Here is a 20,532-nt window from a genome sequence, read left to right on the forward strand (position 1 = left end):
CACTTACGGACAGAAAGAGGTGATAATATGACTTGCGTTTGCCCCGGCATTATGAAGCCAGAGGTTTTGGAACAAACCCGCAGGCATCCCTGCTATTCAGCCGAAGCGCATAATAAATACGCCCGTATTCACTTGCCGGTAGCTCCCCGCTGCAACATTCAGTGCAATTACTGCAATCGCAAATATGATTGTGTGAATGAAAGCCGTCCGGGGGTTACCAGCGAGGTCTTAACACCGGAACTTGCCACAGAAAAATTTTCCTGGGTGAAAGAAGAAATTCCGGAGCTCAGCGTAGTGGGCATTGCCGGTCCGGGCGATGCCCTGGCCGACTGGCAGGCTACCCAAGAGACCATTAAGCGTATAAAGGCCGTTTCTCCGGATACCGTTTTTTGTTTATCGACGAACGGACTGCTGCTGCCGGAATATGCCGGAGAGATTATCGAACTCGGCATCCATCATGTTACGGTTACCATGAATGCACTGGATGCGGCCATAGGAGCAAAAATTTATCAGTATATTGCGTATCAGGGGGTAAGGTATGAGGGGTTGGCGGCAGCCGCACTGCTCTTAAAGAACCAGCTGGCAGGTATACAATACTTAACGGAACGGGGTATATTGGTAAAAATCAACATGGTGATGATAAAAGGGATTAATGACCGGCATATTCCTGAGGTTGTGAAAAGAGCGAAAGAACTGGGGGCGTTTGTTGCCAATATTATGCCGCTGATTCCGGCGCCGGGCAGTAATTTTGAACATTTCCCCCCAACCAGCATGAAGGAAGTAAATGACTTAAGAAATATCTGCCAGCTTGATCTGCCGCAAATGAGGCACTGTCAGCAATGCCGGGCCGATGCCATCGGCAGGCTGAACGAAGACCGGTCGCAGGAATTTAGGCTGTCGCAGCGTCCGGCCGGTGTCCCCAAAGTATATAATCCCGCAAAAAAGCAGTACCGGATTGCGGTGACTTCCAAGTACAATAAGCTGGTTGATCAACACTTCGGGCATGCGGAACGCTTTCTCATCTACCAGGGAGACGGCCGGAATTTCCAGCTGCTTGAGGAGCGGGCGGCAGAGAAATACTGCCTGGGTATGGCCGACTGTGAGGATGAGGAAAGAAGAAGAGATCATATAATTGATTCGCTGCAGGATTGCGATGCCGTTTTAACGATGCGGATCGGCCAGCATGCCAAAGATAAACTGTGCTGCCGGGGAGTTACCGCCGTCGAATATTGTGATAGTGTGGCAAACGGTCTGCAATATGCAGTTGAAGCGTTAACAAGGCAGGAGGCAATTGAGCATGAAAGAGTTATGGCACCAAGCCGGCGAACGGCTAATTAACATTTCGGGAATTGTGGCGTTCTTCCTGTTGTGGGAGATTCTTCCTGACATAGGCGTAATTGACGCGCAGTTTATTCCCCCTTTTTCCGAGGTAGTAAAAGCGATTATCAAACTTTTGGGAAACGGCGAACTTTTTATTCATGTGGCCGCCAGCTTGCAGCGTACTTTCCTGGGACTCATTTTTGCCATTGCCCTGGCGATTCCGGCCGGTTTTCTGTTAGGCGGAGTTTTCCCGAACTTATCCCGCCATGTAAGGCCGCTGCTGCGTTTGCTGGGACAGATTAACGCATTTTCCCTGTTCCCGATATTTATCCTTTTTTTCGGAATTGGCGAAATAGCCAAAGTCAGTATTATTTTCTGGTCCACCATCTGGCCGGTGTTGTTTACAACTATTGCCGGCGTGCAGCAAATCGATCCTTTATATATTAAAAGTGCGCGTTCCGTGGGAGCCGGCCGGCTGACGATTTTCACCAAAGTGCTCCTGCCGGGTTCGGCGCCGGTTATTTTCACCGGTATCCGTACCGGCGCTTCCCATGCTTTTCTCATGCTGATTGCGGCGGAAATGATTGGGGCCAGTGCCGGACTGGGCTGGGTGGTTCACAACTCGTCTATGAATTTTGTGATTCCCCGCTTGTTTGCGGCCACGATTGTCATTGCCTTGCTTGGCATGGCCATTAACTATTTTATTTACTGGCTGGAGGAAAATCTTTTGGAATGGAAACGGTAACTGTTTTCCGGATACCATGGTATGCAAGACCCTATTTTTCACGTATAGAAAGGAGTGATGGTGGTGGAAGTGACACTGAAAAAAGCAACGGAGGACAGAAAGGGGCTGCTCACCATGAAGGCACTGCCCAAGTGGCTGGGACAAAGTCTCTATGCCAATAGTTCCATTATTGTTTTCCTGGTTTTATGGGAAATTGCGCCCCGGATCGGCTGGGTGGAGCAGACCTTTATTTCACCGCCTTCTGTTGTACTGGAAACGTTACGGGAATTGCTGGCTGACGGAACCTTGCTCAAACATATTGGCGTCAGTTTAGGGCGGGCGCTGGGTGGTTTTGGCATCGCCGCAGTTGCCGGTATACCGTTAGGGTTTTTCCTGGGGGGGGGGGTTAAGCTGTTTGAACGTGTTGCCACACCGTTGCTGCGGCTGTTGAATGCCGTAAACCCATTTTCCCTGTTCCCGGTATTTATTCTTTTGTTTGGCATTGGCGAGGTTTCCAAAGTGGCTATGATTATTTGGGTCTGCGTCTGGCCGGTGCTTTTGCACACCATTACCGGTGTAAAAGAGATTGATCCTTTACTGCTTAAGTCGGCACAGTCTATGGGAGTTAAAGGAAAAGAACTGTTTTACAAGGTCATCCTGCCGGCAGCGGCTCCCGCCATATTCCATGGTTTAAAGATGAGTTCCGGCGTGGCTTTTTTCATGCTGATCGCAGCGGAAATGATCGGAGCCAGCAGCGGTTTGGGCTGGCTGGTGTGGAATGCCCAGACCAATTACCAGATTCCCGTTTTGTTTGCGGCGACAGTGGTTATTTCCGTATTGGGCTTGAGTTTACATTATTTATTCGGCAAGTTGGAAAATAAAGTAATCAATTGGAAAGAACACACACCCGAGTATTAGTATCTAAATAAAGTAAAAAACTGGATAGAAAGGATGGAAAATATGGCGGATAAAAAAACAGTAAAAAATATTATTCTTGGGCTTGTCGGAATAGCTGTTATCGGGGGAATCGCCTATGGAGCTAATTTTGCCGAGAAGCCGGTCAGCGGCGGCAGCGAGGTGAAAAGCGCCCAGACAACGGGACAGGATGATGGTTTAATCCCGATTAGAACCTGGTCCAAGACCGACTGCTCGTCTACTCCGTGGGTAGTGGCCGATCTTAAAGGATTCTTTGCCGAAGAGGGATTGAAAATTGTCTATACCGGCGATACGCAGCCGGCTCAGCAAATTCCTTCTATTCTTAACGGTAATAATGATGTGGGCTCCGAGCATCCCAATAAGCTGGCCGTAGCCATTGCCGGCGGAGCTAAAATCAAGGGCGTGGTTCGTGCCGGGATCGACCCGACACCCGATCTTGATCCTAAGCTGCGGCATATGAACTGGTATGTCAATCCGGAAAAGTTTGGTGATGTCCATTCTTTCAAAGACCTGGCTAATAAGGAAGGGCAGCTTACATTTTCGACAATTACCAAGAACATTTGCGCAGATTTTCTGGCGAATCAGATAGCTGACCGTCAGGGACTGTCGCGGGATAAAATTGAATGGGTTTCCATGCCCGATGTGCAGGCGGTACAGGCACTAAAACAAGGCTTGATTGCCGTAGCCGGCGTACACCCTCCCTACTATAAATCCATGGAGGATGCCGGCATGGTTAAAATTGCCGACAGTCTTGATGCCGGTCTGGGGGTAGCCGGTGGCGTGGGCTACTATTACTTTACTACGGATTTTATTGACAAAAATCCGGAAATTATCAAGAAATTTGCCCGGGCCATTGCCAAAGCCCAAAAATGGTCGAATGACTATCCGGAAGAAGCCCGTAAAATGACGGAGGACTGGATTCACGTACCGATAAATGCCACTCATTACTACGCAACCGATACGAAAATCATTGAGTCGGAAATTGTTCCCTGGATTGAGGATTTGGAAAAGAGTAAAGTCATTTCCCAGGGTAAAGTGAAACCTTCCGATCTAGTCATTCATTCTTTTGACAGCTGATCCTTTACGGCGTGTCATGACGGTTAAGGACAGGTTCCATACGCCGTCATGACATTTATCTTCTAAATGTGAAAAAGATTAAGGAGGTTATAGTGGCTATGGCGATTAATTTAGAACTGCCCGAAGTGGCGATCAGGGAGAACCGGTTAGGTTCCATTACCGGGTACCAGGGTTCAATCCGGGATTTGGGGTCCCGTGCAGCAGGCTGCTCATTGCAGAATAAAGGGAGATGCTTTAGTCAGGCCAGTGCCTGCAGTTCCGGCTGTGCGCAAAACTACCTTTCCGGCATTGTGGACGCTGCGGTGGTTAACCATGCACCGGTCGGCTGCGTCGGTGACAGCGCAGGTGCCAATGAGCAGGATAAATGGGGCAGAAAGGTCAGAGGACTGCCTTACCGGAATATCAATATTCTGAACACCAACATGGTGGAGGAAGATACGGTTTTCGGCGCAGTAGCCAAGCTGAAGGGGGCAGTAAGAGAGGCCTACCGGCGGTTTAGCCCGAAGGCTGTTTTTGTCACTACGTCCTGCGTATCCGGTATTATCGGGGAAGATATTGTCAGTGCTTTGGATGAGCTGCGCGAGGAAATACCGGTGCCGTTGGTGCCAGTGTTCTGCGAGGGTTTTAAATCGCAAATCTGGGCTTCCGGGTTTGATGCGGCTTTTCATGCGCTTTTGACGGGGATTGTCAACCCGCCGGAAAAGAAAACCAATAAGGTGAACTTGATTAATTTTAGAGGCAGCGCCCGGAATCAAATTACCGCCATGCTGGCCCGGTTTGGGCTGGAACCGGTATTTATGGTACCCTATAGTTCCATTGATGAGCTGGCCAGAGCGTCGGAAGCGGCGGCAACCATCAGCATCTGCGGAACGCTGGGCGGCTACTTCGGCAATGCTCTGGAACAGAGATACGGTGTGCCCTATGTGAAAGCCCTGCAGCCGCATGGCGTATCCGGCACGGATAACTGGCTCAGGGGGTTGGGAGCGGCCGTTGGCAAGGAGGCCGAAGTCGAAGCATACATTCAAGAGGAAAAAGCCCGGATTGCCAGTGATTTGTCTGAACTGAAGGGAAAACTTGCCGGTACCAAAGCCGTTGTCGGCATGGGACCCAGTTTTGCCCATGACTATATCCGCACGCTGCAGGAACTGGGCGTTGAAATCATCTGGGGGGCTTCCTGGCATTACGACCCGCAGTATGACAGCGGTCATGCCCCGGAGACGGTAAGTCATTTACTGGAGGCGGGAAAAGACATCCCCTTCAGTGTGGCCGATCAGCAGGTATTTGAAATGATGAACCTGCTTAATAAACTGAAACCGGATCTTTATATCGGCCGTCATCCGGGCATGACGGTGTGGGCTATCAAGCTGGGCATACCTTCCATCATGATTGGTGACGAATACACCGCCTATGGCTATCAGGGGCTGGTTGACTTTGGTTTCCGGGTTCTGGATGCGTTAACAAATCGTAATTTTGTAAAAAAACTGTCGGCCAGGGTTAAGCTGCCGTATACCGACTGGTGGCTGGAACAGGACAGCTTTACATTTTTACAGGACGAGGTGGTATAATGTCGCAATTCGTGGAACAAGCGCGCCATGTATGCGCTTTGGGCAGTTATCAGTCCGTGCTGGCCATTGAGAAGGCGGCACCGATCCTGCATGCAGGGCCGGGCTGCGGGCAAAAACTGTGGCGGACTTTAGGTGCGGCCAATGGCTGTCAGGGTTCGGGTTATGTAGGCGGACACTCGGTTCCGTGCACCAATATCGGGGAAAAGGAAGTTATTTTCGGCGGCGATGACCGGCTGCGCGATATTGTGGGAAATGCCCTGAAAGTCATTGATGCCGAGCTGTTTGTTATTTTAACCGGCTGTACGTCCGATATTGTCGGTGACGATGTCAGTGAAGTGGCCCGCCGGTTTCAGGAACAGGGAAAACCGGTGGTGGCTGTGGAAACCGGCGGTTTTAAAGGAAGCAATCTGTTTGGCCATGAGCTTGTGCTGGATGCGATTATTGAGCAGTATTTGCAGCCGACGGCAGAAAAAGAAGAGGGGCTTGTGAACATCTGGTCCGTTGTGCCTTATCAGGACCCTTTTTGGGTAGGCAATCTTAAAGAGATCGGAAATTTGATTTCTTTGCTGGGTTTGACACCAAATAGTGTTTTTGGACCGGGCCATGGTCCGGAAGCTTTAAAGCGGGTGCCGAAAGCGCAGTTTAATCTACTGGTATCCCCGTGGGTGGGCCTTAAAAATGTCAAGCATTTAGAAGAAAAATTCGGGACACCGTACCTGCATTACCCGGCACTGCCGATTGGTCCGACCGAAACGGCCAATTTTTTAAGAACGGTGGGAAATTACGCCGGGATCGAAGACCGGCGGGTGGAGAGACTAATCGGCAAATTGGAAAAAGACTATTATTATTTTATCGACCGGGCTGCCGATTCACTGCTGGAAACCCAATTGATGCCCAGGCGGTTCGTCACCATAGCCGACAGCTTCTATGCCCTGGGCGTGGCCCGTTTTTTAATCAATGATTTCGGCTTATTGCCGGAAACACAATATATAACCGATGGCGTTGCCGAAGAATATCAGGAGGAGATAACGGCGGAATTCAGAAAATTTGAAGACGGTATTGAAGCGAAAGTGGTTTTTTCCAATGATGGCGGTGAAATCCACGAAGATATACGGAAAATTAAGTTCCGCAGCCGCCCGCTGATATTGGGCAGCGCCTGGGACCGGGTTCTGTCGCGGGAGATTAACGGTTATCAGCTGTCACTTGCCACGCCGGTCAGCAACCGGCTGGTGCTGAACCGCTCGTATGTAGGCTATGAAGGCGCGTTAAGGCTTGTTGAAGATGTCTATTCTTTAGTTCTGGAAGACTTCCAGTAAGCTGATAATAAAGCTGATCCTTGCTCCCCTATACATAGGAGGCCGGGTATTTTACGGCAATATTTTTAGCTTGACAAATACCGGCAAATCGTTATAATTAAAGAAAAATACACTTTTATATGAATGGATTTGCTGATCAGAATAACTGAAGGCTAAGGTGAGTACCGGTCTATGGTATACCTTAGCTTTTTTGTACTGTTAGGCAGTTTTTTTGGTAACGGCAAATTCATCGTCATTTGACTGGTCAGTATATCCATACTGAAGGCAAAGAGGAATCCTTTACGAAGGAATCATCTTTGCCTTTTATTTTTTTACGGATGTTTTAATGAAAAACCGTGCGGAAAGGAGAGGTCGAAAATGAGCGGTTTGAAAGTTCCCAACGAAATGGCGCCTAAAGAGCGCATGGAAGCGGTGTTGTCTTATACTACGTTTACTTGATAGGGGGGGAAGCAACAGATGAGTAAATTTATTGACAGGCCGCGCTATTTGTGTACTATGGGGGGCGCGGTGGCCACGCTGAACGCACTGCCGCGGACGATATCCATTCTGCATGCGGCTGCGGGCTGTGGCGGCAACTTTACCAACGCGTTAAGCGGAGCGGCAGGTTATCTGGGCAGTAGTTACTGTGCCGGACAGGCATTGCCCAGTTCCAATATTTATGAAAAGGATATTGTGTTCGGCGGTGAGGAACGGCTGGAGGAACAGATTGCCAGCACGCTGGAAATTGTTGACGGTGACTTATATTTTGTGGTAACAGGCTGTATGGTGGATATTATCGGCGATGATGCCGTTTCCGTGGCCAATAAGTTCAAGCAGGCGGGCAAGCCGGTGCTGGCGGCGGAGACCGGTGGGTTTAAAGGAAATTCCTATCAGGGATATGACATCGTTCTCAGCAAATTATTCCGTGATTATGTAACACCGAATCCGGTGAAAGATAAAAAAACAGTGAACCTGTTTGGTATTGTTCCGGTTCAGGATGTGTTTTGGAAAGGAAATCTGAATGTCCTGAAAGCCTTAATCCAAAAACTGGGGTTTCAGGTCAATACTTTTTTTGGCGAGGGGGAAACACTGGAAAACCTTAAGAATTCGGCAGTAGCCGCTTTGAATATTGTCGTGTCCGATGTGTCCGGCGTGGAACCGGCCCAGGTTTTTGAGGAAGTACACGGTGTACCGTATGTCATCGCGCCGCTGCCCATTGGACCAACCGGTACGGAAGAATTTTTACGTACCGTCGGTGCAGCCCTGGGCGTTGCCGATCGTGTGCTGACCCAAACCATTGCGGAAGAAAAAACGCGCTATTATGACTATCTGGTGCGTTTATCCGATGTATACAATGATCTCGATTTTCAGCGGTACAGCGTTGTTGTGGCGGATGCCAATTATGCGTCGGCCTTAACCCGGTTTTTGGCCGATGATCTGGGCTGGCTGCCGGAATTAGTGGTGATAACCGACGTTCTGGAAGAAAATGAGAAACAGGCGGTACGAAAGCGGTTCGAAGGGTTGTCCGGGGTTAAGCCGCAAGTGGTGTTTGATACCGATACGGCAAGTGTCGGCCGGCATTTCCGCAAAGCGTGGCCCCGTAATCAGAACAGCCGTTATTTTGATTCTTTCAGTCCGGCTTTTGTTTTTGGCAGCAGCCTGGAGAAGGACTTTGCCGATACCCTGGGTGCCGCTCATTTAAGCGTAGCCTATCCCATATCCAACCGGGTGGTGCTCGACAGGGCTTATGCCGGCTACAGCGGAGCGTTGCGGCTGACGGAGGATGTGCTGGGGCTGTTGGTAAGCAATCGATAAGGAAGGGAGCATAAAAAGCATGGATTATATAAGAGAGAAAGCGCCACCTGTGCGCGAGGACCGCTTGCGGGCTTGCAACGCTTATGGCGGCCCAAGCAGCAAGCTGGTGGATCAATCCCAAAAGGGATGCCTGCACGGCATAAAACGGAAATTTGCACAAACACAGGGCTGTCAGTTGAATTTAAGTTTGGCGATTTTAAATACCATCCGCGATGCCGTAGTCATCGTTCATGGGCCGGTAGGCTGCGGTGGCGGCAGTCTGGCGCAGGCAGGGATCAATAAAGGCTTTCAGCAGCTGCGCGACAGCAGCGCCCGCGGTCTGATATGGGTCAACACCAACCTGCGGGAATCGGAAGTGATCAATGGCGGTGAAGCCAATTTGCGGGAAGCCATTCTGCACGCCGAACAAGAATTCCGGCCCAGCGCAATTATTATTGTAAACAGCTGTGTTCCGGCCATTATCGGCGATGATGTGGACAGCGTGGTCGAACAGGTGCAAAAAGAAATAAGCGCCAAACTTGTGCCGGTGCACTGCGAAGGGTTTAAGACAAAAATTATGGCCAGCGCTTATGATGCCGTGTACCATGGAATACTGCGCAATTTAATGGAACCGGACCCGGTTGACGAGCGGTACCAACGTGATGAACAGGAGGTTTTACTGGAAAAATACCGTATCGGCCGCACCGTAAACGTGTTAAATGTTTCCTCCATGAGCCGTATTGACGAATATGAATTGGTCCGCTTACTGAAAGCTCTGGATCTGAACCTGAATATCCTGCCTTGTTATGCGCATCCGGAAGATTTTAAAAAAGCAACCGAAGCGGCCTTAAATGTCAGTATTTGCGCAACCCATGATGATTACTTTGTGGAGCATTTAAAAGAAAAATTTAATATTCCTTTCATTTTGCGGACCATTCCGATCGGAGTAAAGTACACCAATCGCTGGATACAGGACATTGCCGCATTTTTCGGCATCGAAGAAGAGGCCCGGCGGTTCATTGATCAGGAGGTCAGACAGCTGGAAGAAGCCCTGACGCCTTATCGGGACCTGTTCAAGGGAAAACGCGTTCTGGTAGGCGGGGGGGAAATCCGCGTGGTGGCCAATGCCGAGCTTTTGCAATATTTGGGACTGGAAGTGATCGGACTGCGGGCTTACCATTATGATCAATTCGGTGATGAGATGCTGGGCGAGCAGGAGGCCATTCAGGAAATCCCCTTTAATGTCGCCACCGGCCAGCCCTTTGAGATGGCAAACCTGGTAAACAAATTGAAACCGGATGTGTACGTAGGGCATGTAGGAACCAATGCCTGGGCGGCAAGGCAGGGCATTCCCGTTATTCCCCTTTTTCATCAGAGCCAGCTCTTTTTAGGCTATTCCGGCGTGTTTGAATTTGCCAGACGTCTGGCCAGAATACTAAGGAACCCGGCGTTTAACCGCAAGCTGGGGCAAAATGTCCGCCTGCCGTATAAGGAAGACTGGTATCAGAAGGACGCATTTTCTTATATTGACGAGGGCAATGTCAATTAATAAAGGGTTAAGGAGTGGTAGTATGGCAAAAATAGCCAATAGTGTAACGGATTTGATCGGCGGTACCCCGCTGCTGAAACTGAACCGGGTTGTAGGACCGGAAAGCGCGGACGTTGTTGTGAAGCTGGAGTTGTTTAATCCCGGGGGGAGCGTCAAGGACCGGATCGGTTTTAGCATGCTGAAAGCAGCGGAAGAGAAGGGGCTTATCGGCAAGGATACCGTCATTATCGAACCTACCAGCGGCAACACCGGCATTGCTCTGGCTTTCATTGCCGCCGCCAGAGGCTACCGTCTGATACTGACCATGCCGGATACGATGAGCACGGAACGGCGCAGTTTGCTAAAAGCTTATGGCGCGGAGCTTGTGCTGACGCCGGGAGCCGAGGGTATGAAAGGTGCTGTGCGCAAAGCGGAAGAACTGGCCGCCCAGTTTCCGAACGCTTTCGTTCCGCAGCAATTTAACAATGCCGCCAATCCGGCCATTCACCGGGCGACAACGGCAGAGGAAATATGGGAGGACACGGACGGCAAGGTTGACGTAATTGTCGTCGGTGTTGGAACCGGCGGGACGATTACCGGTATTGGCGAGGTTTTGAAAAAACGCAATCCCAACCTAAAGGTGGTTGCCGTAGAACCGTTTGATTCACCGGTGCTTTCCGGCGGCAAACCGGGGCCGCACAAAATCCAGGGTATTGGGGCAGGCTTTGTGCCGGGCGTATTAAACCTTGACATCATTGATGAAATTTATAAAGTCAAAAATGAAGAGGCGGTGGAGACGGCAAGGGCCCTGGCCCGGGAAGAAGGCGTTCTGGTCGGCATTTCCTCCGGCGCGGCGGCCTTTGCAGCCCTGCAGATCGCCAAGCGCCGCGAGCATGCCGGACAGCTGGTGGTAGCCATATTGCCCGATACGGGAGAGCGTTATATCAGTACCGTGTTGTTTCAGGATATCTAACGGGTTCGGTCGGTAGTTAATATAAATTGAATGCTTCCCTTAAGCTTGTCTGACTATAAACAATAGAGGCCAAGTTCCGGACCGGAACCTGGCCTTTTGTGTTAAAGCCGGGTTATCCTATTTAAATATGGACGCGGTGGCGTCAACGGGAGGAATGAAAATGTCCGATGATAAGGCGGAAAATCAAGCCGGTATTGACGGCGGCGACAATAAGATTGTGGCCCGCAACATCCGGCGGGTATATAACATAAAACAAAAAGGCGATAACGGGACTGTTGAGTTTGAGGCGATCAAACAGCTGAACCTGAATGTAAGACAAGGTGAGTTCCTGGTTATTGTCGGACCCAGCGGCTGCGGCAAATCCACTTTTCTGGACATGGTTGCGGGACTGGCCAAGCCGAGCTCAGGCGAAATCTTTATTGACGGCCGCTTAATCACCGGCCCGGACCTGGACCGGGGAATTGTACTACAGGGCTATGCCTTATTTCCCTGGCGGACAGTCCGTAAAAATGTTGAATTCGGGCTGGAAGTAAAAAAGGTGCCCGCCAGGGAACGGCAGGAAATCAGTCAGAAATATATTGAACTGGTAGGATTAAAAAACTTCGAAGACCGGTATCCGCACGAGCTGTCCGGCGGCATGAAGCAGCGTGTTGCCATTGCCCGGGCTTTGGCTTATGATCCGGAAGTCCTGTTAATGGATGAACCTTTCGCGGCAGTTGACGCCCAGACCAGGGAAACGCTGCAGGAAGAACTGCTCAGAATCTGGGAGAAAACGAAAAAAACCATTATTTTCGTTACCCATGGTATTGATGAAGCGGTATTCTTAGGCGACCGGGTGGCTGTTATGACTGCCAATCCCGGCACAATTAAAGAGGTTGTGGAAATTAATCTCCCCCGCCCCCGCGACGGTATCCGTTCTTCGGCGGAATTTGGCTGGATTCGCCACAAGATCTGGCAGCTATTGCAAAATGATAACGGCGCAGGAGAGGCAGGCTCAGGCGCAGAGCAAAATATCGCCGAAGCGATATCCTCATCGGCAGCGTTATAACCGGTGAAAGCTATGCAATTGATCGCAGCCAGGATCAAATACGGTTTCATCCGCTGGTCGGGTGTGCTTGCTTTCCTGCTTCTCTGGGAAGCCGCACCCCGGCTCGGATGGGTTGATGCCCAGTTCCTGCCGGTATTGTCAACCATTTTACTGGCGGTGGAACAATTGGCACTGGACGGCAGTTTATATACTCATCTGGTTGTCAGTCTCTGGCGTGCCCTGACCGGACTGGTTCTGGCCGCCGTGGTTGCCGTACCCCTGGCTTTTTTATTAGAAGGCTGGTTCAGCGGTACGGCGCGGCGGCTGGATCCGCTGTTCCGTTTATTAAGCCACGTCAACCCGTTTTCGCTGGCACCGGTGTTTATTCTGTTTTTTGGGATTGGAGAAACGCAAAAGCTGGCCATTATTTCTCTGGTGACAGTGTGGCCGATTTTGTTTCACACCATTACGGGTATACGCTCGGTAGACCCCCTGCTGGTGAAAACGGCCCGTTCCCTGCAGGTGTCCCGTTTCCGGTTGGCGCGGGATGTGCTGTTTCCGGCGGCGCTTCCCACGATTATCACCGGACTGCGCATTGGCACGCAAATGGCGGTTTTTATGCTGGTGGCGGCAGAGATGCTGGGAGCCGGTGCCGGAATGGGATGGCTGGTGCATAACTCCGCCATGAATTACCAAATTCCCCGTATGTATGCCGGTGGTATATTTATTATTCTGTTAGGCATTTTGATCAATCAGTTTATTTTGCATTGGGAACGGGAAAGCCTTTTCCAGCAGACGCCGCCGGACGCAGCAGGCCAAAGGCCTGAGCCGCGGCAGGTAATTAACCGGGGGGGTTCACATCTTCCTATCGCTGTGGGAATCATGATCGGCATTTTGTTTTTCGGTGCGCAGGAAGTCGGGCGGATTAACAGGGAAGCCGCCGCTTCAGGTTTTCCGGCGGAACACCATAATCATCATGGCGCCGCCGCAGACGCTCAGGAAAAAGAAACGATGCCGGGAAGCCACAACCATCACATTCCGGCACAGCAGGATTCCTCCGGGCATAAGTCCCATCCGGAGCATTCCGGACAGGCAGCCGCTGTCCCGAGCTTCAAGGCGGCGGATGCCCTTAAACCTCAGGAACCCGGTAATTGAACTATCGTTTTGTGCCGGGCGAACAGGTGATGAAAAGGAAATATAAAGTCAGGAGGTGCTGTATGATAGTCCGCATCCCCAAAGTCGTGACTGATAAAGCGGCTGTTATTCTGTTTGTTTTGGCATGGGAGTTAAGCGCCCGCCTGGAACTGGTCAATAACTTGTTTATCCCTCCGCTGTCCAAGGTGCTGGCTACGGTCTGGCATTTACTGATTTCCGATATGTTCTTGCAGCATATTCTGATTAGCCTGGCCCGGTCGATGGGCGGTTTTGCCGTGGCAGTGATTGTGGCTATCCCCCTGGGCCTGATTATGGGGGGATGGTTTCACAAACTGGAGCTGGCGTTGGAGCCGCTGTTTGCCATAGCCGCACAGGCAAATCCGTTTATCCTGTTTCATGTCATCATATTATTTTTAGGCATTGGCGAAGCGACCAAGGTTACGATTATTGCCTGGATTTGTATCTGGCCTATTTTGTTTAATACCATGAACGGTGTCCGCCATGTGGATACGACTTTACTTAAAGCGGCTATGTCTTTTGGTTTAAAACGCTGGAAAATTTTTTGGAAAATCATTCTTCCGGCCGCTGCCCCTTCTATTTTTACCGGACTCAGGCTTAGTGCAGGGTATTCCTTTTTTCTGCTGATTGCCGCGGAAATGATGGGTTCCAGTTCAGGGTTGGGATGGTTTGTATTATATAGTCAGGAAAATTTTAATATACAGTGGATTTTTGCCGGTGCCGTGGTTATCGCGCTGCTGGGGCTGGCGATTGATGCCCTGCTGGCGTTTATCGAAAAAAGGCTGATTGTCTGGCGGCAGGCCGGGTAGTCCTTAACCCCGGGCCCGGCATGGTTTAAATGAATTTTACGGAGGTGATCGACGTGCCTTTTCGTGTTGCAGTGGCCAGTGATGATGGGCGGCTCATAAACCGGCATTTTGCCAAAACAGAGCAATTCTGGATATTTAAACTGGTGGACGGCCGGTTTTACCTTGATGAAGTCCGGGATGTCCAGCCTGTCGCCTATGATAACCACCAGGAGAAATTGTTGAGAATTGTGGAGGGAATAGAGGATTGCGGCATGGCAGTGGCCTCCGAAATCGGACCGGGTGCTGCTGTTATCATGGGGCAGAAGGGGATGGAACCATTTGTTACCGGGGATACGGTGGAAGAAGCTTTAGCCCGGATTGCCTGGAGGCAGCAGAAAAACTATATCGCAATGCACGCAGAAAAGCGCGCCAGGCAGAATTGCATTCGTATTTTTAAATAAAAATTGTTTAAAGGAGGAGTCCCTATGGGATTGTTGTATGATTTGGCGGTTCAGGCAGCTAAGCGCAGCCGTACTATGCAGAGTCAGGATGTGGAAATACTTCAGCAAAATAAAGGCAACAGCAAAGAACACGGTCTCTTTGCCGTTGAAAACGGGAGTTGCCGGCCGGCAGCCAATCAGGCAATCCCGGAACAGGTTTTACACCGGTTAGGAACTGCCGACAGATAGGACAATGGCTTATGGCGGATCAATAGAAAAAACAACAGAAAAAGGAGCGACAGGCGGTGACGAAATTGTATCTTCCGCCGCTTTATATGGCGGTACCTAACGCCTTCCTGTTTGTCCAGGGGCTGGAAACGTTATCGCTTCGTCTGGAACGGCAAGCCGTAAGGAGGGGAATTCAAGTGAAGCTAAAGCGTTATTTTGTGGTTGCTTTAACTATTTTGGCTGCCGGCGTAATCGTCTTATGGACCGGCTTCAACCAGACGGACAGCGGCAGTAAGCAGCCGGTGATTAAGCAGGATCACTCCATGCATTCCACTGAAAAATAGAAGCCCGGGAGGAGAGTATGTTGAAAATAAAATGGATATATGCCCTAGCCTTGCTGGCCGGTATCGCCTTACTGGTGCTGCCATGGGTTTTTCCGGTATGCAGCATTGCCGGGCGGAATATGCCGATGCGTTGTTTTTTTGCTTATCAGGCGGAATTTTTGCTTGCCCTGTTTACGGTTATCATTGCGGTGAGTCTGTTTTTTACCAAAGAAAAAGAGACAAAACAACTGACCGGTTTTTTTCTGGTGGTTGCCGCAGTCCTGATTTTTATCATTCCGGCGCAATGGGTGATTGGCATTTGCGGCCATGGGGATTCTCCCTGTCATGTGACTACGGCCTGGGCCAGGGGGCTGAGCCTGGTTCTGGGGCTGGCGGGGCTGGCCATAACCTGGAAATTCAGGGAAAATACCGGCAAGGAGTAAGCTATGGGACAAATTTTGTTTAAATCGCTATGGTTCCGCCGGGTTCAAAATAGCGCATTGCTTCTGGCCATTGCTGTCGGCGTCAGTCTGATTTTCGCGGTAACGCTGATTCAGTATGGTGTGACCGAAGGATTGGAACAGGCCAGGGCACGCCTGGGTGCCGATATATTGGTTGTTCCCTCCGGCGTTGCGGTGGACCCGGGGGAGATTTTATACGGCGGCGCACCGGCCAATACCTATATGTCCCGGGAAATAGAAGCAAAGATTGCAAGCATACCGGGAATCCGGCGGACAACGGCTCAGTTTTTTTCGCAATCGCTGACCGATGAATGCTGTGATACCGGCGGTCCTTTCCGGCTAACCGGGTTTGATCCGGAAACCGACTGGCTGATTCAGCCCTGGCTGAAGAACATCGGAAAAATGCAGCTGGCAGACAATGAAATTATTATCGGCACCGGTGTAAACTCGTTTCCGGGGGGTGTCGTCAATATCTTAGGACGGCCGTTTCAGGTAGCGGCAACACTGGAAGCCAGCGGAACGGCATTGGATAAATCCATTCTGCTGAATATGAAAACGGCCCGCGAAATTGCCGGCGAATCACCAAGCCTGGCGGGTCTCTGGCAGGCCAACGGGGTCCCGGAAGGGCTTGTATCGGCGGTGCTTGTCGAAACGGAACCGGATGCGGATATTGCCGGTATAACGGCAAAAATAGAAGGTTTGGACAAAGTGGACGCCTTTTCGGCCACCGAGACCAAACGCCGCATTTATGAGCAGTTTCAAGTCATTACCGGACTGCTCCTGGCGGCAGGCATTATGGCCGTTATTACCTCGGCGGTACAGCTTGTTTCCCGGTTATATGCACTGACGCTGGAACGGCGGAATGAATGGGGGTTGTATCTCGCATTGGGTGCTGCCCCCGGCCGGATCGCCGGCTGGGTCATGGCTGAAGCCGCCTTATTATGTACGCTTGGCACTGTGGCAGGGTTAGCGGGCGGTTATGTGCTGTACCGGTGGTCGGTGAATTTTATGGCGGCTCATCAGGCCTTTCCGTTTATCTATCCTGAACCGGCGGTGACTCTTACGATCGCTTTCATCCTGCTTGCCTGCTGGCTGCTGCTCAGTGCCTTGGCGGCCTGGTTTCCGGCATACCGCAGCGGCCGTATTGAACCCGGTCTGATTATGACCCGCGGTGAATTTGACTAAAGGAGGAAGGTAGGCTTGACAACGGTTTTAGATATCCGGGACATCAAAAAGTTTTATGGGTCTGAAGTCATTTTGTATGATGTCTCCTTGCAGGTTAAGCAAGGCGAGATGATTGCCGTTACCGGTGCGTCGGGAACGGGAAAAACCACATTGCTGTCGATTATCGGACTTTTGCAGGAAACCTCGGCGGGACATATACAGATCCTGGGGGAGTCGGTCGACGGGCTGGATGCGGCAAAACGGGCCGGAGTCCGCAGCCGCTATATCGGCTTTGTTTTCCAGCGGGCACGTTTGGTGGGATCGCTTACGGCGCTGGAGAATGTGCTGGTGCCGTCCTGGCTGTTTGGAAGCGGCACTTCCTATGAGGTGAGGGCCAGGCAGGTATTGACGGAACTGGGGCTGGGCAAACGGCTGCATTATTTGCCCGAGCAGCTTAGTGTAGGGCAAATGCGGCGGGTGGCCCTGGCCAGAGCCCTGCTGCTCAATCCACCGCTTATTCTTGCCGATGAACCGACTAACGATCTGGACCCTGCTACGGCTGCTATTGTATTTGGTCATTTGCAGGCCGCACAGCAAGAAGGAGCGGCGGTAATCCTGGTGACGCATGATGAGGAGTTTGCAGCGAAGGCTCAGCAAGTGGTTACGCTGAAAAATGGGAAATTATCGGCGGGATAGAGGTGAATAACAAGCAGCTCTGCTGTTTTTCCGTGAAGGAAAACAACAGCGCTGCTTTTGCTTCGTTTGGCACAGGGGATATGCTTGTTATCGCGACAGGTCTCTTTGCAGCTTTTGGTAAGATACTATTCGCAGTGCTTGCCCGGCAGGCGTGAATAGATACTTCAATCAGAGTTGTTTCTCTTGACAAAATTTCCTCAAGCTTTATAATTAAAAAAAGAATCTATTGATTATTTGCTGATCAGAGAAACTGAAGGCTAAGATAATCCTGCTAAGGGGATTGTCTTAGCTTTTTTTAACTCTTAACCCAAAACGGTAACAGGAGCTTTTACCGGAATGAATACATAGCATATAGGAGGCTGCAGCATGCGGGCATTGGTGAAACAAGAACTTGGCTATGGGAATTTAGCCGTTGTGGAAAGAAAAGAGCCGGAAGCGGGACCGGATCAGGTAAAAATCAAAGTGAAGTATGCCGCCATCTGTGGTACGGATTTACATACCTATGAGGGGAAATATAAGGTAGCGGTACCGGTTGCGCTGGGACATGAATTTTCCGGCGAAATTGTTGCAGTCGGTGCGGGTGTTACGGAATTTCAGCCCGGTGACCGGGTTACGGCGGAGACGACAGCGTCTGCCTGCGGCGAATGCCATTACTGTCAAACCCAACAATACAACTTATGCAGCCGGCGCAGGGGGATAGGCACCCAGGTGGATGGCGCTTTTGCCGAATACCTGGTAATCCGTAAGGAAAGCGTGCATAAACTGCCCGAACATGTCGATTATTTGGCGGCATCGATGACCGAGGCGGTGGCCTGCGCTCATCATATAGCCAACAAAGCCGGTGTAAAACCGGGCGATGTCGCGGTTGTACTGGGACCGGGACCGATCGGGCTGCTTACCGCGCAAATTGCCCGCAAACTAGGTGCCAAGGTGATTATCACCGGTTTGTCAAAAGACAAAATCAGGCTGGAAAAGGCGCTGGAACTGGGAATTGAGCAGGCGTTGGATATTGAACGGCAGGATCTGAAAAAAATTGTGACCGAGGCAACTTCCGGTTATGGCGCGGATGTTATATTTGAATGTACCGGCGCACCGCCTTCCGTCAATACAGGTCTGGAACTTTTGCGCAAACAGGGCACTTATGTGCAGGCTGGTGTTTTCCCCGTTGCGGAAATAGCGGCTGATTTTGAAAAAATCATTCAAAAGGAAATCCGGGTGGTTGGCAGCCGCAGCCAAAATCCTTTTGACTGGGAGCCGTCGCTGCAATTGATGAATGAGGGCAGTGTCAAAACAAAAGAACTGGTTTCCCATCAGTTTACTCTCGGCGAATGGGATAAGGCATATACTGCGATTAAAGCGGGAAAAGCCATAAAGGTTGTGCTGGTGCCGGAACAATAACATAGTAACCTTCTTGACAGCATCTTGTTTCTGGAGTAAAATTTAAGAAATATACATATGCATAACGTCAAATTCTCTTATCCAGAGTGGTCGAGGGACTGGCCCGATGACACCCGGCAACCGGCAGCAATGCAGTGGTGCTAACTCCAGCAGGAATCGTTCCTGGAAGATGAGGGGAGGGTAATTATAAATAAAACCCCTTTCTTCGGAGAGGGGTTTTTGATGATGCTGACTTTCTTGAGTGGAGGATACTATGAAAATAAGTACGAAAATTGTTCATTGTGGCGTGGGTTCCGATCCACGTACCGGCGCTATCAGTACGCCCATTTATCAAAATGCTACTTTTCGGCACCCGGCTCTGGGCGAAAGTACCGGTTATGATTATTCCCGTTCGCAAAACCCGACCAGGGAAGCGGTCGAGTCGGCCTTGGCTGAATTAGAAGGCGGGGCGGCCGGGTTCGCCTTTGCTTCCGGTATGGCCGCGGTGACCGCCGTACTGTTTTTGTATAAGCCCGGCAGCCATATTATCGTCACGGAAGACTGCTATGGCGGGACTTACCGTGTGCTGGCGCAATTGTTTGCCAATCTGGGGTTGGCCGTAAGTTTTGTTGACAGCAGTAATCTGGATGAAGTCGGACAGGCGATTCAGGCCAATACGGCGGCCATTTTCGTTGAAACGCCAACCAATCCGCTGATGAAGGTCGCCGATATCAAAGCGATTGTCTGTATGGCGCAGCAACGGGGCATCCATACTATTGTTGATAATACCTTCCTATCGCCGTATTTTCAGCAACCGTTGCGCCTTGGTGCTGATATTGTCCTCCATAGCGGAACCAAATATCTTTCCGGGCACAATGATACCGTTTGCGGCGTCGTGGTTACCGGCAGCAGGGAGCTTGGCGAGCGGGTAAAATTTGTGCAAAATTCTACCGGCAGTATTTTAGGACCGCAGGATAGCTGGCTGCTGTTGCGCGGCTTAAAGACATTGGCCCTGCGGATGGAAAAGCACGCTGCCAATGCTTACCAGATCGCCAAATGGCTGCAAACTCAGCCGAATGTGAAACAGGTATATTATCCCGGTCTTGACGGACATCCGGGGAAGGCGGTTCAGGATGCCCAGGCCACCGGTTATGGCGGGATGCTGTCCTTTGAAGTGGCTTCTCCCGCTCTGGTACCTAAGATTTTGTCCGGAGTCCGTCTGATACAGTTTGCCGAAAGTCTGGGCGGCGTGGAGTCGCTCATTACCTTCCCGGCCGTGCAGACGCATGCCGATGTCCCGCCTGAGGTTCGCGCGCGCCTCGGCGTATCCGATTGTCTGCTGCGACTGTCTGTAGGGATTGAGGATGCCGGGGATTTAATGGAAGACTTGGCACAGGCCTTAGCGTAAAAGCCGTAGAATCGACGCGACAACGGAAGAGCGCCCCTAAGCCTCTCCTGTAAAAAAAGTCTTGACATTCACAGTTTTTGGTACTATCATTTAATTAATACATTCGATAGTTGATGGTCTCGAGGCTGATCAGAGAAACTGAAGGCCAAAGAAGATGCTTGGTGCAGCTTCTTTGGCCTTTTTTATTTCCTTCGAGTATTCTGCTTTTTATGTGAGCATAATGTAGTTATGCTGA

21 protein-coding genes and 1 riboswitch are annotated in these 20,532 nt (G+C 50.8%); all 21 genes read left to right on the forward strand.

The window, feature by feature from the left end; genetic code table 11:
- Window positions 1-27 precede the first annotated feature (27 nt).
- The 21 genes from nifB (at window position 28) to P22_RS15835 (ending at window position 20,297) form a co-directional block, all read left to right on the forward strand.
- A complete protein-coding gene (nifB, locus tag P22_RS15740; RefSeq protein WP_054261181.1) occupies window positions 28-1,338 on the forward strand; it encodes a nitrogenase cofactor biosynthesis protein NifB in 1,311 nt (436 codons plus the stop codon).
- Entirely contained in the window at window positions 1,298-2,065 is a 768-nt protein-coding gene (locus P22_RS15745; protein WP_054261182.1) for an ABC transporter permease, read from the forward strand. The genes nifB and P22_RS15745 overlap by 41 nt, the downstream gene beginning before the upstream one ends.
- 57 nt (window positions 2,066-2,122) lie before the next feature.
- Window positions 2,123-2,962: an ABC transporter permease gene (locus P22_RS15750; RefSeq protein WP_156319010.1), complete on the forward strand. Its 840-nt coding sequence runs from the start codon at window positions 2,123-2,125 to the stop codon at window positions 2,960-2,962.
- A gap of 42 nt (window positions 2,963-3,004) precedes the next feature.
- Entirely contained in the window at window positions 3,005-4,057 is a 1,053-nt protein-coding gene (locus P22_RS15755; protein WP_054261184.1) for an ABC transporter substrate-binding protein, read from the forward strand.
- 98 nt (window positions 4,058-4,155) lie between these two features.
- Window positions 4,156-5,622 carry a nitrogenase component 1 gene (locus tag P22_RS15760; RefSeq protein ID WP_054261185.1) on the forward strand — a complete coding sequence of 489 codons (1,467 nt, stop codon included), beginning with the start codon at window positions 4,156-4,158 and terminating at the stop codon, window positions 5,620-5,622.
- Window positions 5,622-6,938, forward strand: a complete 1,317-nt coding sequence (locus P22_RS15765; protein WP_054261186.1) for a nitrogenase component 1 — start codon at window positions 5,622-5,624, stop codon at window positions 6,936-6,938. Before P22_RS15760 ends, P22_RS15765 begins: the two co-directional genes overlap by 1 nt.
- A gap of 456 nt (window positions 6,939-7,394) precedes the next feature.
- Window positions 7,395-8,732 carry a nitrogenase component 1 gene (locus P22_RS15770; protein ID WP_054261187.1) on the forward strand — a complete coding sequence of 446 codons (1,338 nt, stop codon included), beginning with the start codon at window positions 7,395-7,397 and terminating at the stop codon, window positions 8,730-8,732.
- 19 nt (window positions 8,733-8,751) lie between these two features.
- Complete coding sequence (locus P22_RS15775) at window positions 8,752-10,260, forward strand: nitrogenase component 1 (RefSeq protein ID WP_054261188.1); 1,509 nt, start codon at window positions 8,752-8,754, stop codon at window positions 10,258-10,260.
- A gap of 22 nt (window positions 10,261-10,282) precedes the next feature.
- Window positions 10,283-11,212, forward strand: a complete 930-nt coding sequence (gene cysK / locus P22_RS15780; protein WP_054261189.1) for a cysteine synthase A — start codon at window positions 10,283-10,285, stop codon at window positions 11,210-11,212.
- A gap of 160 nt (window positions 11,213-11,372) precedes the next feature.
- Entirely contained in the window at window positions 11,373-12,260 is an 888-nt protein-coding gene (locus P22_RS15785) for an ABC transporter ATP-binding protein (RefSeq protein WP_054261190.1), read from the forward strand.
- 12 nt (window positions 12,261-12,272) lie between these two features.
- Window positions 12,273-13,394 carry an ABC transporter permease gene (locus P22_RS15790; RefSeq protein ID WP_069972845.1) on the forward strand — a complete coding sequence of 374 codons (1,122 nt, stop codon included), beginning with the start codon at window positions 12,273-12,275 and terminating at the stop codon, window positions 13,392-13,394.
- A gap of 62 nt (window positions 13,395-13,456) precedes the next feature.
- Window positions 13,457-14,221 carry an ABC transporter permease gene (locus P22_RS15795; RefSeq protein WP_054261191.1) on the forward strand — a complete coding sequence of 255 codons (765 nt, stop codon included), beginning with the start codon at window positions 13,457-13,459 and terminating at the stop codon, window positions 14,219-14,221.
- A gap of 29 nt (window positions 14,222-14,250) precedes the next feature.
- On the forward strand, window positions 14,251-14,661 hold the full coding sequence (locus P22_RS15800) for a NifB/NifX family molybdenum-iron cluster-binding protein (protein ID WP_082378522.1): 411 nt from the start codon (window positions 14,251-14,253) through the stop codon (window positions 14,659-14,661).
- Window positions 14,662-14,685: 24 nt separating this feature from the next.
- Window positions 14,686-14,889, forward strand: a complete 204-nt coding sequence (locus P22_RS15805; protein ID WP_054261193.1) for a hypothetical protein — start codon at window positions 14,686-14,688, stop codon at window positions 14,887-14,889.
- 56 nt (window positions 14,890-14,945) lie between these two features.
- The gene (locus P22_RS15810) at window positions 14,946-15,212 is read left to right on the forward strand and encodes a hypothetical protein (RefSeq protein WP_054261194.1); all 267 of its coding nucleotides are present in this window, start codon (window positions 14,946-14,948) and stop codon (window positions 15,210-15,212) included.
- A gap of 17 nt (window positions 15,213-15,229) precedes the next feature.
- Window positions 15,230-15,634 carry a DUF4418 family protein gene (locus P22_RS15815; RefSeq protein ID WP_054261195.1) on the forward strand — a complete coding sequence of 135 codons (405 nt, stop codon included), beginning with the start codon at window positions 15,230-15,232 and terminating at the stop codon, window positions 15,632-15,634.
- A gap of 3 nt (window positions 15,635-15,637) precedes the next feature.
- Window positions 15,638-16,837 carry an ABC transporter permease gene (locus P22_RS15820; protein ID WP_054261196.1) on the forward strand — a complete coding sequence of 400 codons (1,200 nt, stop codon included), beginning with the start codon at window positions 15,638-15,640 and terminating at the stop codon, window positions 16,835-16,837.
- Between the two features lie 15 nt (window positions 16,838-16,852).
- Window positions 16,853-17,512: an ABC transporter ATP-binding protein gene (locus P22_RS15825; protein WP_054261197.1), complete on the forward strand. Its 660-nt coding sequence runs from the start codon at window positions 16,853-16,855 to the stop codon at window positions 17,510-17,512.
- Between the two features lie 2 nt (window positions 17,513-17,514).
- The gene (locus P22_RS20700) at window positions 17,515-17,667 is read left to right on the forward strand and encodes a hypothetical protein (protein WP_156319007.1); all 153 of its coding nucleotides are present in this window, start codon (window positions 17,515-17,517) and stop codon (window positions 17,665-17,667) included.
- A gap of 211 nt (window positions 17,668-17,878) precedes the next feature.
- Window positions 17,879-18,910 (forward strand): zinc-binding dehydrogenase, encoded by a 1,032-nt coding sequence (locus P22_RS15830; protein WP_054261198.1) that lies wholly within the window; start codon window positions 17,879-17,881, stop codon window positions 18,908-18,910.
- 74 nt (window positions 18,911-18,984) lie between these two features.
- Window positions 18,985-19,086: riboswitch (SAM riboswitch) on the forward strand.
- 77 nt (window positions 19,087-19,163) lie between these two features.
- Window positions 19,164-20,297: a trans-sulfuration enzyme family protein gene (locus tag P22_RS15835; RefSeq protein WP_054261199.1), complete on the forward strand. Its 1,134-nt coding sequence runs from the start codon at window positions 19,164-19,166 to the stop codon at window positions 20,295-20,297.
- Window positions 20,298-20,532 lie beyond the last annotated feature (235 nt).

It is taken from the genome of Propionispora sp. 2/2-37 (genome assembly GCF_001298735.1).
In the GTDB taxonomy this organism is placed as follows: Bacteria; Bacillota; Negativicutes; order Propionisporales; family Propionisporaceae; genus Propionispora.